Below are 20,547 nucleotides of genomic sequence, written 5' to 3' on the forward strand. Positions count from 1 at the left end.
TTTTCGGTTATAAATCAATGCCCTACCTATACCCTGCTTCAGGTATTACTCGCTTCAAAGGTCTTCTGCTCGTGACGTGAGTACAGGGTTTCCCAGCGTTCGCACTGCGGGCAGTACCACAACAGGGTTGTCGACTGGAATCCACAATGGGTGCATTGATACTGGTCTGACAAGCGCAACTTGATTCGCTTCAGCGATTCGATCAGCACAGAACGAGCGCGGTCACCAATATCCTGGCGCTGTTCAATCCAGCGCTGCATCAAATCGAAAGACGCACCGGAATGCACAATTTGCTCAAATTCGTTTTGCCATTGCATGGCTCTGGGGTCGTGAGGCCCAACCAGATCAAGTAACTCGCTGAGTATGCGATGGCTCGGGTGACGCTGATAGAGGGTTTCCAGATACTTGCGAAACGTAGCCTCGCCACCTGTTAAGCGGCTCAACCGCTTTAGCGCAGGGAGTATGACATCGATGCGCCGGACATCCCGATCAAGACCATCACGTAACCATCGAATGGCCCGATGGTAATTTCCCTGCGTGGTATCCAGCTCGGCACTGACCAGATAGGTTCTCGCGCTATCGGACACCCTTCGCGCCTCTTTGAGCGAATGACGCGCCTCAGTCGTCTGGCCTTCATGGCTCAATTTTATTGCCAGTTCACAATAAAAATTGGCTAGCCGGATGCTGCCCGACCCCGCCTGGCCATACTTGCGCACCAGTTCAATGGCGCGCTCCCACTCCTGCTCTCGCTCGAGCACCGCAAGCCACAAGCGAAAGGCCCGGGCCGAATTCAACATGCCATCGCCCACGATCATCGACTCCAGAATGGATTCTGCATGACCGAGAAAACCGCCGGAGAAAAAATCCTGTGCGAGTTCTACCCGCACCCGACTGACGTCAGCTTCCGACAAGTCAGCCTCAAGCAATGCTTCATGAACACGGATGGCACGATCAATCTGACCTCGCTTGCGAAACAACTCACCCAGGGCGAGGTGAATTTCAAGCGTATCGTCATCAACAACCAGCCGCTCCAGCAGTACATCCAGCTCCCGATCCGGCTGGGCCGACAATGGCTCAAACGGATCCAACTGAAACCGTGGACCGGACATGGGGTTAACCAGGCGTTGAAAGGCCTGTTTCAACAGAGACATCATGATCTACTTCCTGGCTGCCTTGCGGCCTGCCAATCGCCCAAATACCAAGCCGATCAATATTCCCAGGAATACAGCCAACACCAGCCACACGAACAGGGGCAGAGAGGGTGTCATCCAACCCAGAAATGTCAGGGCGACGCTTTGATTATTGCCAAAGGCCAGCAGCCAAGACAGAACTATCAGGATCAACAAAGTAAGCATTCGGAGTGATCGGGCGATCATGAGTAACGCAAGCCTCCCGGCTTAGGGATAGGATGAAAAGTAAATCGCTATTCGTCTTCGATGGAGACATTCACCGATTCCCGCAACTCCTTACCCGGCTTGAAATGAGGCACATATTTGCCTTCCAGGGTAACGGACTCGCCGGTCTTGGGGTTCCGACCTACGCGGGGTGACCGGTAATGCAGGGAAAAACTGCCAAAACCGCGGATCTCAATGCGCTCGCCGTCCGACAGACTTTCAGCCATGTGATCGAGCATTGTCTTGATTGCGAGCTCGACATCCTTGACTGACAGTTGATTCTGACGGTCGACGATGCGTTCAATTAACTCGGATTTGGTCATCTTCGAACCTCCCCGGTCGGGTCTTCCTTTACGGTCAATATTTAGACTAATTCACCCTTTGAAATAACACAAGTGTTTATTTTTTAACGTTTTTTTACGCGCTTATGTCTTCAACAGAGCAATGCGTAACCATTCCAGGTTGCCAGCCAACGACTATCGAGAGGTTCATTCACAAGATCAGCTTACCCAACAATGATGCCGGTCTGTACCGAAGTAGACTGCACATACACAAAACACCTTCGTCACGCCCAACTCATCAGAGAAGTGCCGCGCATTTCGGCGACGGCCATCTTCGCCGTGCAAAGGTTATCAGGTGCCCGACCCAACTCACTTTTCGACAGGCACAAAAAAACCGGCACAAGGCCGGTTTTTTCTGGATCAGCAGACGAGTATCAGTCGCCCTGCTCCATCTTCTGCTTAATCAGATCACCAATGGTGGTCGGACCAGAGGCTTCAGCGGTTTTCTCTTTCAGATCACGAACCGCTACCTTCTCATCCTGAACGTCTTTCGACTTCACAGAGAGGGTAATCGCACGATTCTTGCGGTCAACGCTGATGATCTTGGCTTCAACCGAATCGCCTTCTTTCAGCACGTTGCGAGCATCTTCAACTTTGTCCCGAGAAATCTCAGAAGCCTTCAGAGTGGCTTCAACTTCTTCAGACAAGGTGATGATGGCCGCTTTGGCGTCCACTTCTTTGACGATACCGGTCACAATGGAGCCTTTATCGTTTTCGCTGACGTACTCAGCAAACGGATCGCTATCCAGCTGCTTGATACCCAGTGAGATACGCTCACGTTCCGGATCGATCGACAGAATGGTGGTTTCCAGTTCGTCACCTTTCTTGTACTTGCGTACTGCATCTTCACCGGATTCGTTCCAGCTAATGTCAGACAGGTGAACCAGGCCGTCAATGCCGCCTTCCAGACCAATGAAGATACCGAAATCGGTAATCGACTTGATCTTGCCAGACACTTTGTCGCCCTTGTTGTAGTTGTTGGAGAAGTCTTCCCATGGGTTAACAACGGTTTGCTTGATACCCAGAGAAATACGACGACGCTCTTCATCGATATCGAGAATCATGACTTCGATGTCGTCACCAACAGAGACCACCTTGGACGGGTGGATATTCTTGTTGGTCCAATCCATTTCAGAGACGTGCACCAGGCCTTCAACGCCTTCTTCCAGCTCAGCAAAGCAGCCGTAGTCGGTCAGGTTGGTTACGCGTGCCTTAACCACAGACTCTTCCGGGTAGCGGCCTTTGATGTCGACCCAGGGATCTTCACCCAATTGCTTCAGACCCAGTGAAACACGGTTGCGCTCACGGTCAAACTTCAGCACTTTAACGTCAATCTCATCACCCACCTGAACGATCTCGCTCGGGTGCTTGATGCGCTTCCACGCCATATCAGTGATGTGCAGCAGGCCGTCTACACCGCCCAGGTCTACGAAAGCACCGTAGTCGGTCAGGTTCTTGACGATGCCCTTAACAACCTGGCCTTCCTGCAGGCTGGCCAGCAGCTCTTCACGCTCGGCACTGTTGGATGCTTCCAGCACAGCACGGCGGGAAACAACGACGTTGTTGCGACGACGGTCCAGCTTGATGACTTTGAAATCCAGCTCTTTGCCTTCCAGGTGCGCGGTATCGCGGACCGGACGGATGTCGACCAGTGAACCTGGCAGGAAAGCGCGTACAGAGCTGATGTCGACAGTAAAGCCACCTTTGACTTTGCCGTTGATGATGCCTTTGACTACTTCTTCCGCTTCGTAAGCTTTTTCCAGCTCAGACCAGGCTTCAGAACGCTTGGCTTTTTCACGCGACAGGCGTGTGTCACCAAAACCGTCTTCTACCGCTTCCAGAGCAACTTTAACTTCGTCACCCACGGCCACTTCCAGCTCACCCTCTTCACTCAGGAACTGCGAGCGAGGAATGACACCTTCGGATTTCAGGCCAGCATGTACTGTTACCCAGTCAGAGTCGATTGCTACAACGACACCGGTAACAATGGAGCCTGGCTCCATTTCAATGGTCTTTAAGCTTTCTTCAAAAAGTTCGGCGAAAGATTCAGTCATTCGATTAAATGTCCCAATGATTAACGGCCTGTGGTGTGAGGAGTGCGACTCTCTCGTAAATACAGACCTTTCCGCACGCCAGCCCGCACGGGTCAACCCAACAATTCCTGATGCCGCCTTGCTGGAACTGCGGTCAATCAGGGTCTTTGCTACCTCTGAGGCGAGTTCGAAAACCCACTTAAAATAGCTGAAATCAGGAGCGCGTATTATACGGATTAAGCGCCAGGAACCAAGGGGTGAAGCCCTTTTTTTGCTCAAATAGGCCCCGAATTCGGCCTGATCCCTGTAAATTACCGGCCAAAGCCCAGCTTAAGCACTTTTTAAGTTCGCTGAGAGTCAGGGCAACCTAACGAACAGCTAGTGGCTGACCAGCCCTCGATCCGACGCTTGCTGCAGAACACGCTCAAGCACCGCCTCGATACCCAATTCGGTTGTATCAATAACCAGGGCGTCCTCTGCGGGCTTAAGCGGCGCAACCGTCCGGTTACGATCTCGCTCATCACGCTCATTGATGTCTTGCAGTACCTGATCATAGTCCACGACACTGCCACCGCGCTCCAATTGCCGAACCCTGCGACGGGCTCGCTCATCACTGGTAGCTGTCAGGAATATCTTAAGCGGTGCGTCGGTAAAAACCACGGTGCCCATGTCACGGCCATCGGCAATCAGCCCGGGATCAGTACGAAACGCCCGCTGACGACGCAGCAGAGCATCCCGAACCCGGGAAAAAGCAGCCACTCTTGAGGCATTGGAGCCTACTTCTTCAGTACGGACCTGCCGCGTAACGTCGTCACCCTCAAGCAGGATGGTCATATCACCACCGGCCTCTTGCTGAAATCGAATATCCAGATGTTCAGCAATGACCGCCAGGGCGGATTCATTGTCAAAATCAACGCCATGATTCATTGCCGCCAGCGCGGCAAGACGGTACAACGCGCCAGAGTCGAGATAGTGCCAACCCAGTTGCTTGGCCAGCAGACCGCTTACGGTGCCCTTTCCAACGCCGCCAGGCCCATCCAGGGTAATGACGGGAGCTTTGGATAACATAATCAATCCTCTACGGTCACCGAATAGCCGAGTGCCAGGGCATGCTCGGCAAAATCCGGATAGGCACTGAGTACGCGCCCGGAATTTCGAATAATGACAGGCCGCAAAGCTGTCTGTGCCGCGACCACATACGCCAGCGCCACCCGGTGGTCACCGCCGCAATCGACAATACCGCCATCCAGAGGGCGCTCATTTTGGCCCCTAATAATGACGGCACCTCCTTTCAACTCTATGTCGGCACCCAGTGTAGTCAGCCCTTCCACCATGGTTTTCAGCCGATCCGTTTCCTTGAAACGCAACTCTCGTATGCCGCTGAAACGGGATACTCCCTGGGCCTGGGTCGCCAGTACAAAGAGCAACGGAAACTCATCAATGGTTAGACCCGAGACATCCGCTTCGCTGTCAGTCGCTACCAGCGGCGCGTAGTCTACCTGAATATCCGCTACGGGCTCACCCCCAAGATCACGATGGTGCATTAGTCTGATGCGCGCACCCATGCGCGCCAGAACAGCCAGCAACCCCAATCGACTGGGGTTGACACCGACGCCTGTCACCGTCAAATGAGAGTCCGGCACCAGACTGGCCGCCGCCAGATGAACCGCAGCCAGGGAGAAATCCCCCGGAATATCGCAGTTAAAGCCGCTCCACTGAGAGGTGGGTCCTAACGTGACGACGCCGGAATCTGTGTGCACCGGACAGCCCAGCCTCTTCAGCAACAATTCAGTATGGTTTCGACTCGGGCCCGCTTCCTGTAAACGCATCGAAACACCCGAACACAGACCTGCCAGCAGCAACGTGGTTTTTACCTGGGCACTGGCCATCGGCAATCGGTAGTCGAGGGGCTCAAGCGCCGTCACCGGGTGCATCACTACGGGGGCGGTTTTTCGTGCAGACAGGTCAACGCGAGCACCCATCTGCTGCAATGGTTGCTGAATTCGTTCCATCGGCCGCTGGCTCAGCGACGCATCACCGATCAGTTCGCTGCTGAAAGACTGAGCACTGAGCACCCCCGCCAACAGTCGCATCGATGTGGCTGAGTTTCCCATGTATAAAGGGCTGTCCGCCGCTTTAAGGCCAAGACGACCGACACCGGTCACCAGCAAACCGCCAGCATCGTCAGCTTCAATGCACACCCCCAATTTGCGCAGCGCCTCAAGGGTTGTGCGATTGTCGCTTCCGCTTCCAAACCCTCTCAATTGGCTCTGCCCCTCTGCCAGTGCGGCCAAAATAACCGCCCGGTGAGAAATGGATCGGTCTCCCGGAACCTCAACCTGCCCGGTCAGTCCCGAGCGAACCGGGGCTGCAATCAGATTTTTGCGAATATCGTCGCCATGACGCTGGCGGCTGCTGAGTATCTCAGTGAAATAGTCCCGGGCGGACTTGGCTCGGCCAAAGACAGACTTGAGCGTATCGCCCTCCCTGTTCTCAATGGCGTCAGCCAGAACGTCAAGATCAGCCTGAAAGCGTCGCAATATGTTTAGGGTAGCCTCACGGTTCGCAAGGAAAACGTCATGCCACATGGTTGGATCGGAGGCCGCAATACGGGTGAAATCACGAAACCCACCGGCCGCATAGCGGAATATTTCCCGATTTTCAGATTCACGGGCAAGTGTATCGACCAGCGAGAACGCGAGCAGGTGTGGCAAATGACTGGTGGCCGCCAGCACTTCATCATGGCGAGCTACCGACATGGTCACCACATCCGCCCCCACAGATTGCCAGAGCCGTGTCAGCAGCTGCACCGCCGTCGGCGAGGAGGTCGGCAGCGGCGTTAAAATCAGCAAGTGGTGGTCAAACAGATCGGATTTCGCCGCTGCCAGACCCGAGCGTTCCGCACCAGCAATTGGGTGACCCGGCACAAACCCGGACGGCAACTCGCCAAGCGCCTCAAGAGTGGCCTCGACGACAGCCCCTTTGACACTGCCAACATCAGAAATAACGGTGTCGCCCGTGAGCCAGGGCTTCAACTGGGCAAGCACAGACCCCATCGCCAACACCGGTACGGCCAGGATAACGACATCGAAGGAGACTTTCAGCTCGGAAAAGGTGACAGCTTCATCAACAATGCCCATGGCTCGGGCTTTCTCAGCAACGCCGGGCTGCGCATCCAATCCAATAACCGTCGCCGATTGCGAGAGACTCAGAGCTTTGGCAAAGGACGCGCCAATCATTCCCAGCCCCACAATCAGGACCCGGGGTTTGGTGGGACCAACAGTCACGCCTCACCCACCCTCAAACACAGACTGCCCGCGTCGGACCAACACCTGACACCCGAGCGCCTGGCGACACAATACTCAACCCAGGAGGCGATTTTCGACCACCGGCGCCCCTTTCCGGTCACTGGCTTTGCGCATTTGCAGCCCATCGTGCTTCCTCTAGTTCCCTGCAGGGCGAGCAATATACCGAACCCCAGCTCCCATTCAAGGCGTTGCTGACGAATTATAAAACCGCCCTGGGGTAAGACCCTAGCACCTTAACCTCAACCGCTTTCTCACCGATTTCAGCCAGGGCTCGCTGTACGTTGTCACTGCCAATATGCCCGGAAAAATCGATAAAGAAGACATAGGTCCAGTTACCGGAGGGTGACGGGCGGGTTTCCAGGCGCGTCATGTCAACATTGTGATCATTGAACGGGCGCAACAAATGATACAAAGCACCCGGTTCATTGCGCATCGACACCACGATGGACGTTTTATCTTCACCTGAGGTACCGACTTCTTCGGTGCCAATGATCAGAAACCGTGTGGAATTGTCGGGTGAGTCTTCAATTTTTTGCTCAATGATGTCCAGATCGTACAAGCTGGCCGCCATTTCTCCGGCAATCGCCGCCGAATTCCACTCACCGTGGACCCGGCGGGCGGCTTCCGCATTGCTGTTGACCGCTATTCTCTCAGCCATGGGCATGTGGGCGTCCAGCCATTTCCGACACTGGGCCAGAGACTGCTGATGGCTATATATTCGGGAAATTTTGCCGCGCTGGGTATTGGGGCCTACCATCAGGTGATGATGGATGCGCAGCTCAACTTCACCGCAAATTTTCAAATTTGAATTAATGAAGGTATCCAGCGTGTGGTTCACCACGCCTTCGGTTGAATTCTCAACCGGCACAACACCGTACTTGCAAGCCCCGGCTTCTACCTCCCGGAACACTTCATCAATGGCTGGCATGGGTTTGGACTGCACCCACTGGCCAAAATGCTTGAGTGTGGCCTGCTGGGTAAAAGTGCCTTCGGGGCCGAGATAGGCGACTTCCAGGGGCTTTTCAAGTGCCAGACAGGCCGACATGATTTCGCGGAACAATCGCGCCATGTCTTCATTGCCAAGCGGGCCCTGGTTACGATCCATCACCCGGGTCAGGACCTGGGCTTCCCGCTCAGGGCGATAGAAAACGGCATTGTCCGGATCGGCTTTTAGTTTCACATCGGCCACTTTTAACGCACAACGTGCCCGGGCGGAAATGCGTTCCAGAATCTCAATATCGAGGCGATCAATAACCTCGCGCAACTGCGCCAGATCCAACGAATCAATTTCATCTGCTTTGGGGGGACTTTGCTCAGCCATGACGTTGCTCAAACTCCTTCATGTAAGAGACCAGCGCTTCAACACCCGCCAGCGGCATAGCGTTGTAGATACTGGCTCGCATACCACCAACACTGCGATGGCCCTGCAAATTATACAGACCCGCCTCATGCGCACCTGACAAAAACGACTCGTTCAATCGCTCATCTGCCAGAATAAAGGGCACATTCATGCGTGAACGGTGGTCAATCGAAATCGGGTTGGAATAGAACCCACTGTCGTTTATGGAACGGTACAACAAGCCAGACTTTTCAGCATTCAACCGCTCGAACGACTCAACACCACCGTTACTTTCCAGCCACTCAAACACCAGACCGGCCAGATAAATGGCGAAGGTCGGCGGCGTATTCACCATTGAGCCGTTATCGGCCTGGGCCTGATAGTCCAACAGCGATGGTGTACCTGGCAAAGCACTGCCCAACAGTGAACGACGCACTATCACCAGAGTCAGGCCAGCCGGACCTATGTTTTTCTGGGCACCGGCATAAATCAGGTCGAAGTCATTGACCGTGATGGCTTTCGACAAAATGCACGACGACATGTCTGCAACAAGCGGCACCGAACCTGAATCCGGCACGTAATCAAATTCCACGCCGCCGATGGTCTCATTGGGGGTGTAATGCAGATAAGCCGCGTCAGGGCTGGCTGAAAATTCATCGGCGCGAACAGCCCTAAGGTAGTGCTCGTTTTTTGTCGAGGCAAGCACCCGGGCTTCACCGTAGCGTGCAGCTTCTTTGATTGCCTTGACCGACCAGGCACCGGTATCGAGAAATTCCGCAGCACCACCGCGGCCCAGCAAGTTCATGGGCACACAGGAAAACTGCAGGGTTGCCCCACCCTGAACAAAGAGCACGGCGAAGTCATCGGAGACACCCAGCAAACGGCGCAACCGGGACTCAGCCGACTCCAGAACACTGACAAATTCGTCAGACCGGTGCGACAGCTCCATCACCGACATGCCGGTGCCCTGCCATTCCATCAATTCCTGTTGCGCCCGCTGCATAACAGCATCGGGCAACATCGCAGGCCCAGAACAAAAATTGTATCCCCGGGTCATCGCTCGCGTTCCTGGTCTGATTGATCAAGCCGCCGCCACTGGCGGCGGCGTTATTCCGTGTTGCTACGGGTTCTCTGGATCCTGGTCATCGTCATCATCGACACCCGGCTCTGCTGCATCACTGCCATCCGGCTCGCCCGGTAACGCGGCGACGATTTCCGAATCAGGTGTTTCAGCGACATCCAGAACCGACTCGTCCTCTGCGGGCTCTTCGATGCGTTCGATACTGACCAGATGTTCGTCGTCAGCCAGGCGAATCAGGGTGACCCCCTGGGTGTTTCGACTGAGTACGGAAATGCCTTCCACCGAGGTCCGAACCAGAGTCCCCTGGTCACTGATCAGCATGACTTCATCGCCATCAAATACTTGCTTGGCGCCAACAAGCGCGCCATTGCGATCGCTGGTCACCATAGCGATGACGCCCTGAGTACCACGCCCTTTGGTCGGGAATTCACTGATGTCAGTTCGCTTGCCATAGCCGCGCACGGAAGCTGTTAGAATCGTGCCGCCAGCCTGAGGAATGATCAGTGATATAACCGACTGACCCGCGCCCAGGCGAATGCCCCGAACACCGCGTGCCGTGCGGCCCATGGCCCGAACATGGTCTTCACTGAAACGAACCACTTTACCGGCGTCAGACAGCAGCATGACTTCTTTCTTGCCATCGGTCAGCGCAACACCAACCAGTCTATCGCCCTCATCCAGAGACAGAGCAATCAGGCCCGCCGAACGCGGACGGGAGAACGAATCAAGTGTGGTTTTCTTGACCGTGCCGCTGGCGGTAGCCATGAAGATGAAATGATCAGCATCGTAATTGCGGATCGGTAGAATAGCGGTGACGCGTTCGTCGCTATCCAGTGGCAACAAATTCACCATGGGGCGACCACGGGCGTTGCGGCTCGCCTGCGGTATCTCGAACACACGCAGCCAGTAGACCTTACCCCGGTTACTGAAGCACAGCACGGTATCGTGAGTGTTGGCAACCAGCAGATGTTCAATGAAGTCATCGTCTTTCAGCGCGGAAGCAGACCGCCCCTTGCCACCGCGACGCTGAGCTTCGTAATCGGTCAGCGGTTGTGTTTTGGCATACCCGCCATGAGAAATCGTAACCACCATGTCTTCTTCGGTGATCAGGTCTTCCATTGACAGGTCAAGACGGCTGGCAATGATTTCGGATTTCCGCTCATCACCGTATTGCGCTTTCACTTCGAGTAACTCTTCGTGAATCACTTCCATCAGCCGCTCGTAGCTACCCAGAATGCGCAGCAACTCACCGATGGTGTCGATAATTTGCTTGTATTCACCGATGAGCTTGTCGTGCTCCAAACCTGTCAGCTTTTGCAGACGCATATCAAGAATCTGCTGAGCCTGCTCGGGTGACAACAAGTAGCGGTTATCGTGAACGCCAAATTGCTCATCCAGATCTTCTGGCCGGGAAATATCAGAGCCGGCGCGTTCCAGCATGGCCGAAACCTCACCCAGCTCCCAACTTTGCGACAGCATGCGCTCTTTGGCTTCTGCACCGGTTGCCGAACCACGGATCAGTTCGATCATCCGGTCGATATTGGCCAGCGCAATCGCCAGGCCTTCCAGAATGTGGCCTCGCTGTCGTGCCTTGCGCAGTTCAAAGATCGTCCGGCGAGTCACCACTTCACGGCGGTGACGAATAAAGGCTTCAAGCAGTTCTTTCAGATTCAGAATGCGTGGCTGACCATCAACCAGCGCCACGGTATTGATACCGAATACGGTTTCAAGCTGCGTCTGGGAGTACAGGTTGTTTAGCACCACATCGCCGGATTCGCCGCGCTTCAGATCAATGGCGATGCGCAAACCGTCTTTGTCGGATTCATCGCGCAGCTCGGAAATGCCTTCGATCTTTTTCTCTTTAACCAGATCGGCAATTTTCTCGATCAGCCGGGCCTTATTCACCTGATAGGGAATTTCGTGAACGATGATACTTTCGCGACTGGTTTTCGGATCGACCACAACCTCGGCACGCGCCCGGATGTAAATACGACCACGGCCGGTGCGGTAGGCTTCAACAATGCCCTTGCGACCGTTAATGATAGCCCCGGTCGGAAAGTCCGGCCCGGTGATGTATTGCATCAGGTCATCGACCGTCAGCTCCGGGTCTTCCATCAGCGCCAGGCAGCCCGCAATCACTTCGCTGATGTTGTGTGGCGGAATGTTGGTGGCCATGCCGACGGCAATGCCTGAAGACCCGTTGATCAACAGGTTCGGCACGCGCGTAGGCAGTACTTCCGGGATCATCTCGGTACCGTCGTAGTTCTCGACAAAATCGACGGTTTCTTTTTCAAGATCGGCCAGCAGATCGTGCGCCAGCCGCTCCATACGGATTTCTGTATAACGCATGGCGGCGGCGGAGTCGCCGTCGACGGAACCGAAGTTACCCTGGCCATCGACCAGGGTATAGCGCATGGCAAAATCCTGCGCCATCCGAACGATGGTGTCGTATACGGCCGAATCACCGTGCGGGTGATACTTACCAATAACGTCACCGACCACACGGGCGGATTTTTTATAGGGTTTGTTCCAGTCATTACCCAGCACGCTCATGGCAAACAACACCCGGCGGTGTACTGGTTTCAGGCCATCGCGTACATCGGGCAATGCCCGCCCGACAATTACGCTCATGGCGTAGTCGAGGTAAGACTGTTTCAGTTCCTCTTCGATGTTTACGTTGAGGATTTCTTTGGCTAGCTCACCCATGCGGTACCGTATCCTTTATGTTCAGTCAGTCGCTCCGCTGCGGCCTTGAGCCGGTGCTTGAGCGGCGTAAAACAGGGCGAAATCATACCACAAATCAATGAGATAGATAGCCATCAGCCGGGCAGCAAAGCCGGTTGCCAGCCGATGTTGAGGGTCTATCCCGGGGTACTCACCACCGGTCAGCCAGGTTCATACTGGTGATCGGACGCCCAAGCCACTAGAATGCCGCATTAATTTGACTCATCAGACAGGTCCCGGCCTCCGGTCGCACCGAGCCGTCGCGCTATTGACCTGCTCACCCGAGTCACAAATACATTGTAAAACGCTACAGGCAGACCTTCATGCAAACAGTCGACACGCTCATCCACGCTCGCTGGATCATTCCAGTCAACCCGGCACGCGACGTCCTGGTCGATCACAGCCTGGCGGTCAAAGACGGCCAGATCGCTGCCATCCTCCCGACAACCGACGCCAAAGCGCAATACCAGGCCACCGACACGCTGGACCTGGGTGAACAGGCCCTGATACCCGGCTTTGTCAACGCCCACGGCCATGCCGCCATGTCGCTGTTCAGAGGCCTGGGAGACGACCTGGAACTGATGACCTGGCTCAACGATCACATCTGGCCGGCAGAAGGTGCCTGGGTCGGTGAAGACTTCGTCGGTGACGGTACAGAACTGGCGATTGCCGAGATGATTCGCTCCGGCACCACCACCTTTGCCGACAACTACTTCTTCCCGGATTCCGCTGCCCAGCGCGTCGAGAAAGCCGGTGTGCGCGCCCAGTTCTCGTTTTCCGTCATCGATTTCCCAACCAACTGGGCCAAAACACCCGACGAACACATTGATCTTGGCATGGAACTGGTCGCCAAATACAAAGACAGCAAGCTCGTTAAAATGATGTTCGGCCCTCATGCACCCTACACCTGCTCGGATGAGCCGCTGTCGCGCATTCGCGATCTGGCCAAAGAACATCAACTGATGATTCAGATGCACGTTCACGAAACCCAGACAGAAGTCGAGGGTGAAATCGAGAAGCGCGGTAATCGTCCGGTACGTCGCCTGCGTGAACTGGGCTTGTTGAACGACCAGTTCCAGGCCGTGCACATGACGGCCCTGAACGAAGACGATATAAATGACATCGCGGAAACCGGCGCACACATCATTCATTGCCCGGAATCCAACCTGAAGCTGGCCAGCGGGTTCTGCCCCGTGGATACGCTGCAAAAACGCGGTGTTAACGTCGCGCTGGGAACAGACGGTGCCGCGAGCAACAACGACCTCGACATGATGAGCGAAATGCGGACCGCAGCCATTCTGGCCAAGGCAGTCAGCCAAAATGCAACCGCCCTGCCCGCTTATGAGGCATTGGCCATGGCGACGCTGAACGGCGCCAAAGCCATGGGCTGGGACCAGCAGATAGGCAGCCTTGAAGTTGGCAAGGAAGCGGACATAACCGCGATTCGACTGGACGATCTGGAGAGCCAGCCGATCTATGACCCGGTGTCGCACATCGTTTATGCCTCCAGCCGCGATCAGGTTACCAACGTTTGGGTCAGTGGTAAGCGCCTGCTGAACGATCGCAAGCTGACGACGCTCGACAAGGACGCTATCATGGCAAACGCTCGCCAGTGGCGCGACCGAATCGCTGCCGGCAAATAAGCCGCCTCACCCCGTGCTGCCTCTTGCCAGGCTATGCAGCACGGGCGCTGCGCATGCGTTCATCCGGCCGGATGACACCCGAAACCTGATGCAGGAAACACCGTGACGCATAACGTTGACCCGTCCGAAATTGCCAAATTTGAAGCCCTTGCCAGTCGCTGGTGGGACCCGGACTCAGAGTTCAAACCACTGCACGCCATGAACCCGGTTCGAGCCGGTTACATCGACGAACACCTGAACATCGCTGGCAAAGCGGTGCTCGACATTGGCTGTGGCGGCGGCATTTTAACTGAAGCCCTTGCCCATCGCGGCGCCGTTGTCACCGGAATCGACATGACCGATGCCCCGTTAAAAGTGGCCCGCCTGCATGCGCTCGACAGCGGTCTTGAAAACATCAACTATCGCCAGATGACCGCCGAAGCCCTGGCCGGGGAGGCCCCTGGCCAGTTCGATGCCATCACCTGCATGGAAATGCTGGAGCACGTCCCTGACCCAACCTCAATCATGACCGCCATTCAACGCCTGCTCAAACCCGGCGGCTATGCATTTTTTTCCACCATTAACCGCAATCCAAAAGCCTGGTTAATGGCCATCGTCGGGGCGGAATATGTGCTTCGGCTGCTACCTAAAGGCACCCATCACTACAAGAAGCTGATTCGTCCCTCCGAGCTGAAACGCTGGGCCGAGCAGAGTGATTTAAAAGCGCTCGATTTGCGCGGCATCCATTACAATCCAGTCAGTAATCGTTTCAGTCTGAATACCGATGTGTCCGTCAACTACCTGATGGCTTGCCGCAAAGCAGACCTGTCATGACAGCCCGCAAAGGCCTGTTGTTTGATCTCGATGGCACCCTGCTCGATTCAGCACCAGCATTCATGGCCGCCATGGATGCCTATGCCGACCAGGTCAAATTGCCACGGCTGACCGAGCACCGGGAACACTTCGCCTCGGCTGGAGCCCGGGCAGCCATTCGGGAAATTCATCAGATGACCACCGAGCACCCTCAATTCCATCAGCGCCGGGCCGACTTTCTGGCACTGTTTCTGGATACTCCGGTCACGCTGAACAGCTGGTACCCGGGCATCCGTGACTGGCTGCAGGAACTCGACCGGGAGGGCATTCCCTGGGGAATCGTAACCAATAAGCCACGTCCTCATACCGAGAAAGTCCTGGCAGACCTGCTGGATCTAGATCCGCCGGCGCTGGTGTGCCAGGGTGACCTGCCCACCATCAAACCAGACCCTGCCATGCTCTGGGCAGCTAGCGATCAGCTGGGCCTGGCGCCCGAGCAGTGTTTGTACGCCGGAGATCATGAGCGTGACGTACAAGCTGGCCAGGCCGCCAGGATGCACACTCTGGCCTGCACTTTTGGCTATTTGCACGATGACGACCAGCCCGACCATTGGGGGGCCCATGGCCTTGTTCACACGCCCCTTGAACTGAAACACACAGCAACACAATGGCTGATACAGACATGACACAACCAGAATCAAGCACACTGCTTTCCCGTACCGACCTGACACTGGATCATTTGCAACAGGCTCAGACCAATGATGCCCTGTCCGGCCAGGTAATCGTGGTAACCGGCGCGGGCGATGGCATTGGCAAAGCTGCTGCGCTGGATTTCGCCAGCGCGGGGGCTCATGTCGTCTTGATTGGCCGCACTCAGGACAAACTTGAAGCGGTCTACGACCAGATCGAAGCCACCACTCAGACCGAACCGATCATTCTGCCACTCGATCTGAATGACCTGACCACCGAGTCGGCGCAAGAACTGGCACACGGCATCGAGCAGACTTACGGTCGGCTCGATGGGGTTCTACTGAACGCCTCTTTATTGGGCGACAAAATGTCCATCACCCAGTACCCACCCAAGGTCTGGAGCACCGTCATGAACGTTAACCTTAACAGTGCTTTCCACTTGACCCAGGCATTGCTGCCATTGCTTGAAGTCAGCCCAGCTGGCCGAATTATTTACACCACCTCAAGCGTTGGCCGCGAAGGCCGGGCCTACTGGGGGGCCTATGCCGTGTCCAAATTCGCGACCGAAGGCCTGATGCAGACGCTGGCCGATGAATTGAAAAACATTTCCCGGGTGCGGGTGCATTGCATCAACCCCGGCGGCACCCGCACCGCCATGCGCGCCAAAGCCTACCCGGGTGAAGACCCGAAAACCGTACCGGCACCCGAAAGCCACATGCCCCTGTACCGGTATTTGCTCAGCCCGCTGAGTCAGGACTTTCATGGCATTTCGTGGGATGCTCGCGACTGCCTGTCTCAATAACGTATTGCGCGTCCGTCACTCTTTGCAGGGCGGGCGCGACAAAATCCCGCCACCTGACACTCTGCCAACAGCGGCAACACTTGTCCGATCCGCCAAGAGACTGACGCACACCACTCCAAGCCCTTGTTTTGTATAGTGTTTTAAACTTGGCACAGTAATCGCTTAGCATGCTTAACTCCTGAAACCGGCAAAGACACCATGCCCAGCAGCTTCAGCCAAACACCCGCCTGGCAAGAACGCAAGACCGTTAAACCGACCAAAGCCGGTTTATCATCGATCGATGCGCCCTCAGCAGACCAACTCAAGGACTTCCGGCTGCATCTGATGATGCACCTCCAAACCTCCCTGGATGCCGAGCAGTTGCTGCGTACCTTTTTTACCGAGATACAGCATCTTATTCCGCTGACCGGTTGCGACTATAAAAACAGTGATGTCGGCCTGTCGCTGCATTTGGGCACTCCAGGGCGCCACCGCTGCAACTACGAGCTCAGCTTGAATGACGAACAGTATGGTGAGATCACCTTCACCCACCGGATCCGGCTGGCGGAGCAGGATCTGGCCCTGCTCGAATCGATTATGGACACCCTGATCTACCCGCTGCGCAACAGCCTGACCCATCGCAAGGCCATAGCAACAGCAATGATCGACCCGCTTACCGGCCTCAGCAATCGCGGTGCCATGGCGATCACCCTGAACCGTGAAATCGATCGCAGTCGCCGCTTGCAGCAGGACATGAGCGTACTGATGATCGATATAGACCACTTCAAACAGCTCAACGACCGCTACGGACACCTCACGGGCGATGATGTCTTGCGCCACGTCGCCAGGGCCCTTGAAGACTGTGTTCGCGCCTGTGACGCTTGTTTTCGTTTCGGGGGGGAGGAGTTTCTCGTACTGCTGTCCAACTCCAACTTGCCGCTGGCACGCCAGGTGGCCGAGCGAATCCGGCAAAGCATTCAAACGGTGTGCCGCTCACCCGACCCGAAAAAGCCAGTAACGGTCAGCATCGGGTTGGCTCACTATGAAAACGAAAATGACTGGCCGGAACTGGTTACCCGCGCCGACAAGGCCCTATATCAGGCCAAGGCGGCCGGACGCAACCGGGTTGTTGCCAGCTATGTCCGTAACCATGAAGGTGAGTGGATTTGACCCCTGCTCTGCGATAGAGCGAGCTTCAGTAGACTGGTATTAGAGAGACGCTAATGTCCGATTGACCGGCCGAAGTCGAGCACTCCCCGCCAACCCACTGGCGGGAATACACGCTAAAATCATTTACGCCGAATGGCTCCTGACTTGCGACGTGGCGTCGCGACTGAACGCCGGGTACGCTGATTGGCCACTTTACGCCGGTTCGGATCATACTTACCCTGCACGATCGATTTCCAGGGCGCTGGTTCCAGTTCAACCAGCCGCGCCAGCTTATCAATCTCGCTTTTTGGCAGCTCTTTCCAGGTACCTGCTCGCACATCTGAATCCAGAAACACCGAGCCGTAACGAACCCGTTTAAGCCGCGAGACTTTTAAGTCCTGACTCTCCCAGAGCCGCCGCACTTCACGATTGCGACCTTCCATGATTACCACATGAAACCAGGTGTTGGCGCCGCTACCGCCGAATTCCTGAATATCGGTAAACCGCGCCGGACCGTCCTCCAGCTCAACGCCTTCGTGCATACGTTGTACATGCTCGGGCTTGACCTCACCGAGAACCCGAACGGCGTATTCCCGGTCAATTTGGCTTGAGGGGTGCATCAGACGATTGGCCAACTCACCGTCGTTGGTGAACAACAACAGACCCGACGTATTCAGATCAAGACGACCTACCACAATCCAGCGTTCACCAGGCAACTCCGGCAGGCGATCAAACACGGTAGGGCGCCCATCCGGGTCACGCCGGGTGCAGACCTCCCCTTCCGGCTTGTTGTACACCAGTACCCGCCGGGCACGAATGTCTTCGACCTTGACCGGCCGGCCATCCAGCTCAAGCTTATCGCTCAGGCCCACCCGGTCACCCAGGGATACGGCTTCGCCATTCACCCTGACCCGGCCTTCCTCAATGGCCTTTTCCATATCACGGCGGGATCCCTTACCTGCCTTGGCCAGTACTTTCTGAATGCGTTCAGTGCTCATTATCGTCATCTCCGCCCGGCTGGTCGCTCTCACGACCGTCCAGCAAGGCTTGTTGTTGTGCCAGTTTTTCCTGAATGATGCGCCATTGTTCAGCTTCGCTGAGCGCATCCGGTTCCTGCGGTGAATTTTGAATGTCGTGTTCGTCTGACTCCACATCGCCAGAGGGCTGAACATCAGCCTCCGGCTCGCCGGGCGCAGCGGATTCAACCTCCTCTTGTGACGGCTCGTCACCGTCGGTCAGATCCAGGTCCGGGTGGTCATGCCCGGCCCGCTGAGCTTCAAACGCCTGTTCAATGGCGTCGTTGACGGCATCCATTTCCGACAGCTCACCATCAAGCTGTTCGTCAATAAAGGTATTGCCGGTCTTGCCACTGCGCTCGCCTTCGCGAAGCTTGTCGACCATGGTACTGAAACTGATTTCGGCCTGGTCATCCACCGCCCCGACTGATCGGTCGTCATCACCTTCAAGACCCAGCTGTGGGTTAATGTCATCGAGATCGCGAATTTCACCCAAGCTGGGCAACTGATCCAGACTGGTCAATCCAAAATGATCAAGAAACTGACGGGTGGTGGCATACATGGCCGGCCGGCCGGGTACATCCCGGTGCCCAACCACACGCACCCACTCGCGCTCTAGCAAGGTTCGCACGATCTGGGTACTGACAGACACACCACGCACGTCTTCAATCTCACTGCGGGTAATCGGCTGGCGATAGGCGATCAGGGCGATGGTTTCCAGCAGAGCCCGCGAATAGCGTTGCGGACGCTCTTCCCACAAACGGCTGACCCAGGCTCCTATGGAGTGACGCGTCTGAAAACGATAGCCACTGGCGACCTCGACCAGCTCAACACCACCCCCCTGATACTCTGCCAGCAACTCTGTCATCAGCGAACGCAAACTGCTGCGATGTGGTCGTTCATAGGTTTCAAACAAGGCCGCGATCTGCGCGATGGACAGGGCCGTTCCAGCCGCAAACAAGGCCCCTTCCATTATGTGTTTTACCGTCTCAGGCGAGTGACCGCCATAAGGGTCGCCCGACTCCAACTCCGGATCGGCGTCGTCTTCAGCCTCGTCAGACGATTCGCCATCGAGCGACTCCGGGTCGCCCAATTGCTGATCATCGTGCGCAGCCGGGTCGGAATCTGGTTGACGGTCAGCCTCTGCCTCGGCGTCCTCCACCGAAGAACGGTCTGTTTCCTGGTCTGCTTGCGAGGCCTGGCCGGCCGAGTCCTCACCCTCAACAGGCTGACGCCCATCGGTTACCGGCAGGTGGTTTTGATCATCGTTTTCGTCCGTCATTCACTGCGAGCCTTGATGTGGATGGGCGCAAAAGCCTCGTTTTGAACCAGGTCGATCAGGGATTCTTTGGTCAGTTCCATAATCGCCAAAAACGTTACCACCACGCCCAGACGCCCCTCTGAGGCATCAAACAGCGTGATAAAGGGCACAAAAGCCGTACCATTCAATTTTTCCAGTACGTCCGCCATGCGCTGCCGGGTCGACAACGTTTCCCGGTGAATCTCATGCTCTTCAAACATGTCCGCCCGGGCCAGAACCTCTTTCAACGCCAGCAAAATCTCACGCATATCGACATCGGGGTGAATTCGCGGGCGCTGGTAATCAGGCTGGTGTTCATCGGTGGTGTATAGGTCCCGACCGACCCGGGGTAATTCGTCCAGATTTTCAGCCGCCGTCTTGAACTGTTCGTATTCCTGTAACCGGCGAATCAGTTCCGCTCTGGGATCCTCTTCTTCCTCATCTTCGGCGTCACCGGATCGCGGCAGTAGCATTCGGCTTTTGATTTCGGCCAGCATAGCGGCCATCACCAGGTATTCCGCGGCCAGCTCCAGTTGCATGTTGTGCATCAGCTCGACGTACTGCATGTACTGCTCTGTGATCTGGAACACGTTGATGTTGAGAATGTCCAGATTTTGCTTTTTGATCAGATATAGCAACAGATCGAGCGGGCCTTCAAAGGCATCCAGAAACACTTCCAGCGCATCGGGTGGAATGTACAGATCCATGGGAATCTGCGTCATTGCTTCGCCGTCAATGACGGCAAAAGGCATTTCCGTTTGCTCTGTTTGGGCACGCTCGCGCAGGCGCTGCAAAGCTCGCTCTTTGGGCGTAGCCCCCACTGCCAAAACCGGTGCTTCAGACGGCGTAAACAGGGCTCCGGGCGCAATCGGCCCGGTTTCACCCGATCCGTCAGCGTTTGTGGGTTCTGGCGTGTCGTTTTGATCAGCCATTATGCCGTGCCACTCTGAGTAGCC

Annotated in this window: 16 protein-coding genes; 5 read left to right on the top strand and 11 right to left on the bottom strand. The window is 55.8% G+C overall.

Annotated features, from left to right (window positions below; translation table 11 throughout):
* Positions 1–38: 38 nt before the first annotated feature.
* The 8 genes from G565_RS26070 to gyrA all read right to left on the bottom strand — a co-directional run bounded on the left by G565_RS26070 (position 39) and on the right by gyrA (position 12,202).
* Positions 39–1,154 carry a hypothetical protein gene (locus G565_RS26070; RefSeq protein WP_051207889.1) on the bottom strand — a complete coding sequence of 372 codons (1,116 nt, stop codon included), beginning with the start codon at positions 1,152–1,154 and terminating at the stop codon, positions 39–41.
* A gap of 269 nt (positions 1,155–1,423) precedes the next feature.
* A complete protein-coding gene (gene ihfB / locus G565_RS0113520; RefSeq protein ID WP_028671396.1) occupies positions 1,424–1,717 on the bottom strand; it encodes an integration host factor subunit beta in 294 nt (97 codons plus the stop codon).
* 392 nt (positions 1,718–2,109) lie between these two features.
* Complete coding sequence (rpsA, locus tag G565_RS0113525) at positions 2,110–3,789, bottom strand: 30S ribosomal protein S1 (protein ID WP_028671397.1); 1,680 nt, start codon at positions 3,787–3,789, stop codon at positions 2,110–2,112.
* A gap of 357 nt (positions 3,790–4,146) precedes the next feature.
* On the bottom strand, positions 4,147–4,836 hold the full coding sequence (gene cmk / locus G565_RS0113530; RefSeq protein WP_028671398.1) for a (d)CMP kinase: 690 nt from the start codon (positions 4,834–4,836) through the stop codon (positions 4,147–4,149).
* A gap of 2 nt (positions 4,837–4,838) precedes the next feature.
* Entirely contained in the window at positions 4,839–7,055 is a 2,217-nt protein-coding gene (aroA, locus tag G565_RS0113535) for a 3-phosphoshikimate 1-carboxyvinyltransferase (RefSeq protein WP_028671399.1), read from the bottom strand.
* Between the two features lie 220 nt (positions 7,056–7,275).
* On the bottom strand, positions 7,276–8,397 hold the full coding sequence (gene pheA / locus G565_RS0113540; RefSeq protein WP_051207891.1) for a prephenate dehydratase: 1,122 nt from the start codon (positions 8,395–8,397) through the stop codon (positions 7,276–7,278).
* On the bottom strand, positions 8,390–9,472 hold the full coding sequence (gene serC, locus G565_RS0113545) for a 3-phosphoserine/phosphohydroxythreonine transaminase (protein WP_028671401.1): 1,083 nt from the start codon (positions 9,470–9,472) through the stop codon (positions 8,390–8,392). The genes pheA and serC overlap by 8 nt, the downstream gene beginning before the upstream one ends.
* Positions 9,473–9,535: 63 nt before the next feature.
* Positions 9,536–12,202 carry a DNA gyrase subunit A gene (gyrA, locus tag G565_RS0113550; RefSeq protein WP_028671402.1) on the bottom strand — a complete coding sequence of 889 codons (2,667 nt, stop codon included), beginning with the start codon at positions 12,200–12,202 and terminating at the stop codon, positions 9,536–9,538.
* A gap of 341 nt (positions 12,203–12,543) precedes the next feature.
* Between gyrA and G565_RS0113560 the strand changes: the two genes are divergently transcribed.
* From G565_RS0113560 to G565_RS24150, 5 genes are all read left to right on the top strand, one after another.
* Positions 12,544–13,863 carry a TRZ/ATZ family hydrolase gene (locus G565_RS0113560; RefSeq protein ID WP_028671403.1) on the top strand — a complete coding sequence of 440 codons (1,320 nt, stop codon included), beginning with the start codon at positions 12,544–12,546 and terminating at the stop codon, positions 13,861–13,863.
* Between the two features lie 102 nt (positions 13,864–13,965).
* On the top strand, positions 13,966–14,676 hold the full coding sequence (gene ubiG / locus G565_RS0113565) for a bifunctional 2-polyprenyl-6-hydroxyphenol methylase/3-demethylubiquinol 3-O-methyltransferase UbiG (protein ID WP_028671404.1): 711 nt from the start codon (positions 13,966–13,968) through the stop codon (positions 14,674–14,676).
* Entirely contained in the window at positions 14,673–15,341 is a 669-nt protein-coding gene (locus tag G565_RS0113570) for an HAD family hydrolase (RefSeq protein ID WP_037339249.1), read from the top strand. Before ubiG ends, G565_RS0113570 begins: the two co-directional genes overlap by 4 nt.
* On the top strand, positions 15,338–16,147 hold the full coding sequence (locus G565_RS0113575) for a YciK family oxidoreductase (protein WP_084649383.1): 810 nt from the start codon (positions 15,338–15,340) through the stop codon (positions 16,145–16,147). The genes G565_RS0113570 and G565_RS0113575 overlap by 4 nt, the downstream gene beginning before the upstream one ends.
* Positions 16,148–16,345: 198 nt before the next feature.
* A complete protein-coding gene (locus G565_RS24150) occupies positions 16,346–17,296 on the top strand; it encodes a GGDEF domain-containing protein (protein ID WP_051207892.1) in 951 nt (316 codons plus the stop codon).
* Between the two features lie 119 nt (positions 17,297–17,415).
* Here the strand turns inward: G565_RS24150 and rluB are convergent, their stop codons facing one another.
* Genes rluB through G565_RS0113595 form a run of 3 tightly spaced genes read right to left on the bottom strand, consistent with a single transcriptional unit; the run spans position 17,416 to position 20,523 of the window.
* Complete coding sequence (gene rluB / locus G565_RS0113585; RefSeq protein ID WP_425413977.1) at positions 17,416–18,273, bottom strand: 23S rRNA pseudouridine(2605) synthase RluB; 858 nt, start codon at positions 18,271–18,273, stop codon at positions 17,416–17,418.
* A complete protein-coding gene (gene scpB / locus G565_RS26075) occupies positions 18,263–19,573 on the bottom strand; it encodes an SMC-Scp complex subunit ScpB (protein ID WP_051207894.1) in 1,311 nt (436 codons plus the stop codon). The genes rluB and scpB overlap by 11 nt, the downstream gene beginning before the upstream one ends.
* Positions 19,570–20,523 (bottom strand): segregation/condensation protein A, encoded by a 954-nt coding sequence (locus tag G565_RS0113595; protein ID WP_084649384.1) that lies wholly within the window; start codon positions 20,521–20,523, stop codon positions 19,570–19,572. The genes scpB and G565_RS0113595 overlap by 4 nt, the downstream gene beginning before the upstream one ends.
* Between the last annotated feature and the right edge of the window lie 24 nt (positions 20,524–20,547).

The organism is Saccharospirillum impatiens DSM 12546, assembly GCF_000423605.1.
GTDB classification, from domain to species: Bacteria; Pseudomonadota; Gammaproteobacteria; order Pseudomonadales; family Natronospirillaceae; genus Saccharospirillum; species Saccharospirillum impatiens.

Excerpts from the sequence above, each read along its gene's own strand:
- G565_RS26070 (WP_051207889.1), bottom strand. The coding sequence starts at position 1,154 with ATGATGTCTCTGTTGAAACAGGCCTTTCAACGCCTGGTTAACCCCATG.
- ihfB (WP_028671396.1), bottom strand. The coding sequence starts at position 1,717 with ATGACCAAATCCGAGTTAATTGAACGCATCGTCGACCGTCAGAATCAA.
- rpsA (WP_028671397.1), bottom strand. The coding sequence starts at position 3,789 with ATGACTGAATCTTTCGCCGAACTTTTTGAAGAAAGCTTAAAGACCATT.
- cmk (WP_028671398.1), bottom strand. The coding sequence starts at position 4,836 with ATGTTATCCAAAGCTCCCGTCATTACCCTGGATGGGCCTGGCGGCGTT.
- pheA (WP_051207891.1), bottom strand. The coding sequence starts at position 8,397 with ATGGCTGAGCAAAGTCCCCCCAAAGCAGATGAAATTGATTCGTTGGAT.
- serC (WP_028671401.1), bottom strand. The coding sequence starts at position 9,472 with ATGACCCGGGGATACAATTTTTGTTCTGGGCCTGCGATGTTGCCCGAT.
- gyrA (WP_028671402.1), bottom strand. The coding sequence starts at position 12,202 with ATGGGTGAGCTAGCCAAAGAAATCCTCAACGTAAACATCGAAGAGGAA.
- G565_RS0113560 (WP_028671403.1), top strand. The coding sequence starts at position 12,544 with ATGCAAACAGTCGACACGCTCATCCACGCTCGCTGGATCATTCCAGTC.
- G565_RS0113570 (WP_037339249.1), top strand. The coding sequence starts at position 14,673 with ATGACAGCCCGCAAAGGCCTGTTGTTTGATCTCGATGGCACCCTGCTC.
- G565_RS0113575 (WP_084649383.1), top strand. The coding sequence starts at position 15,338 with ATGACACAACCAGAATCAAGCACACTGCTTTCCCGTACCGACCTGACA.
- G565_RS24150 (WP_051207892.1), top strand. The coding sequence starts at position 16,346 with ATGCCCAGCAGCTTCAGCCAAACACCCGCCTGGCAAGAACGCAAGACC.
- rluB (WP_425413977.1), bottom strand. The coding sequence starts at position 18,273 with ATGAGCACTGAACGCATTCAGAAAGTACTGGCCAAGGCAGGTAAGGGA.
- scpB (WP_051207894.1), bottom strand. The coding sequence starts at position 19,573 with ATGACGGACGAAAACGATGATCAAAACCACCTGCCGGTAACCGATGGG.
- G565_RS0113595 (WP_084649384.1), bottom strand. The coding sequence starts at position 20,523 with ATGGCTGATCAAAACGACACGCCAGAACCCACAAACGCTGACGGATCG.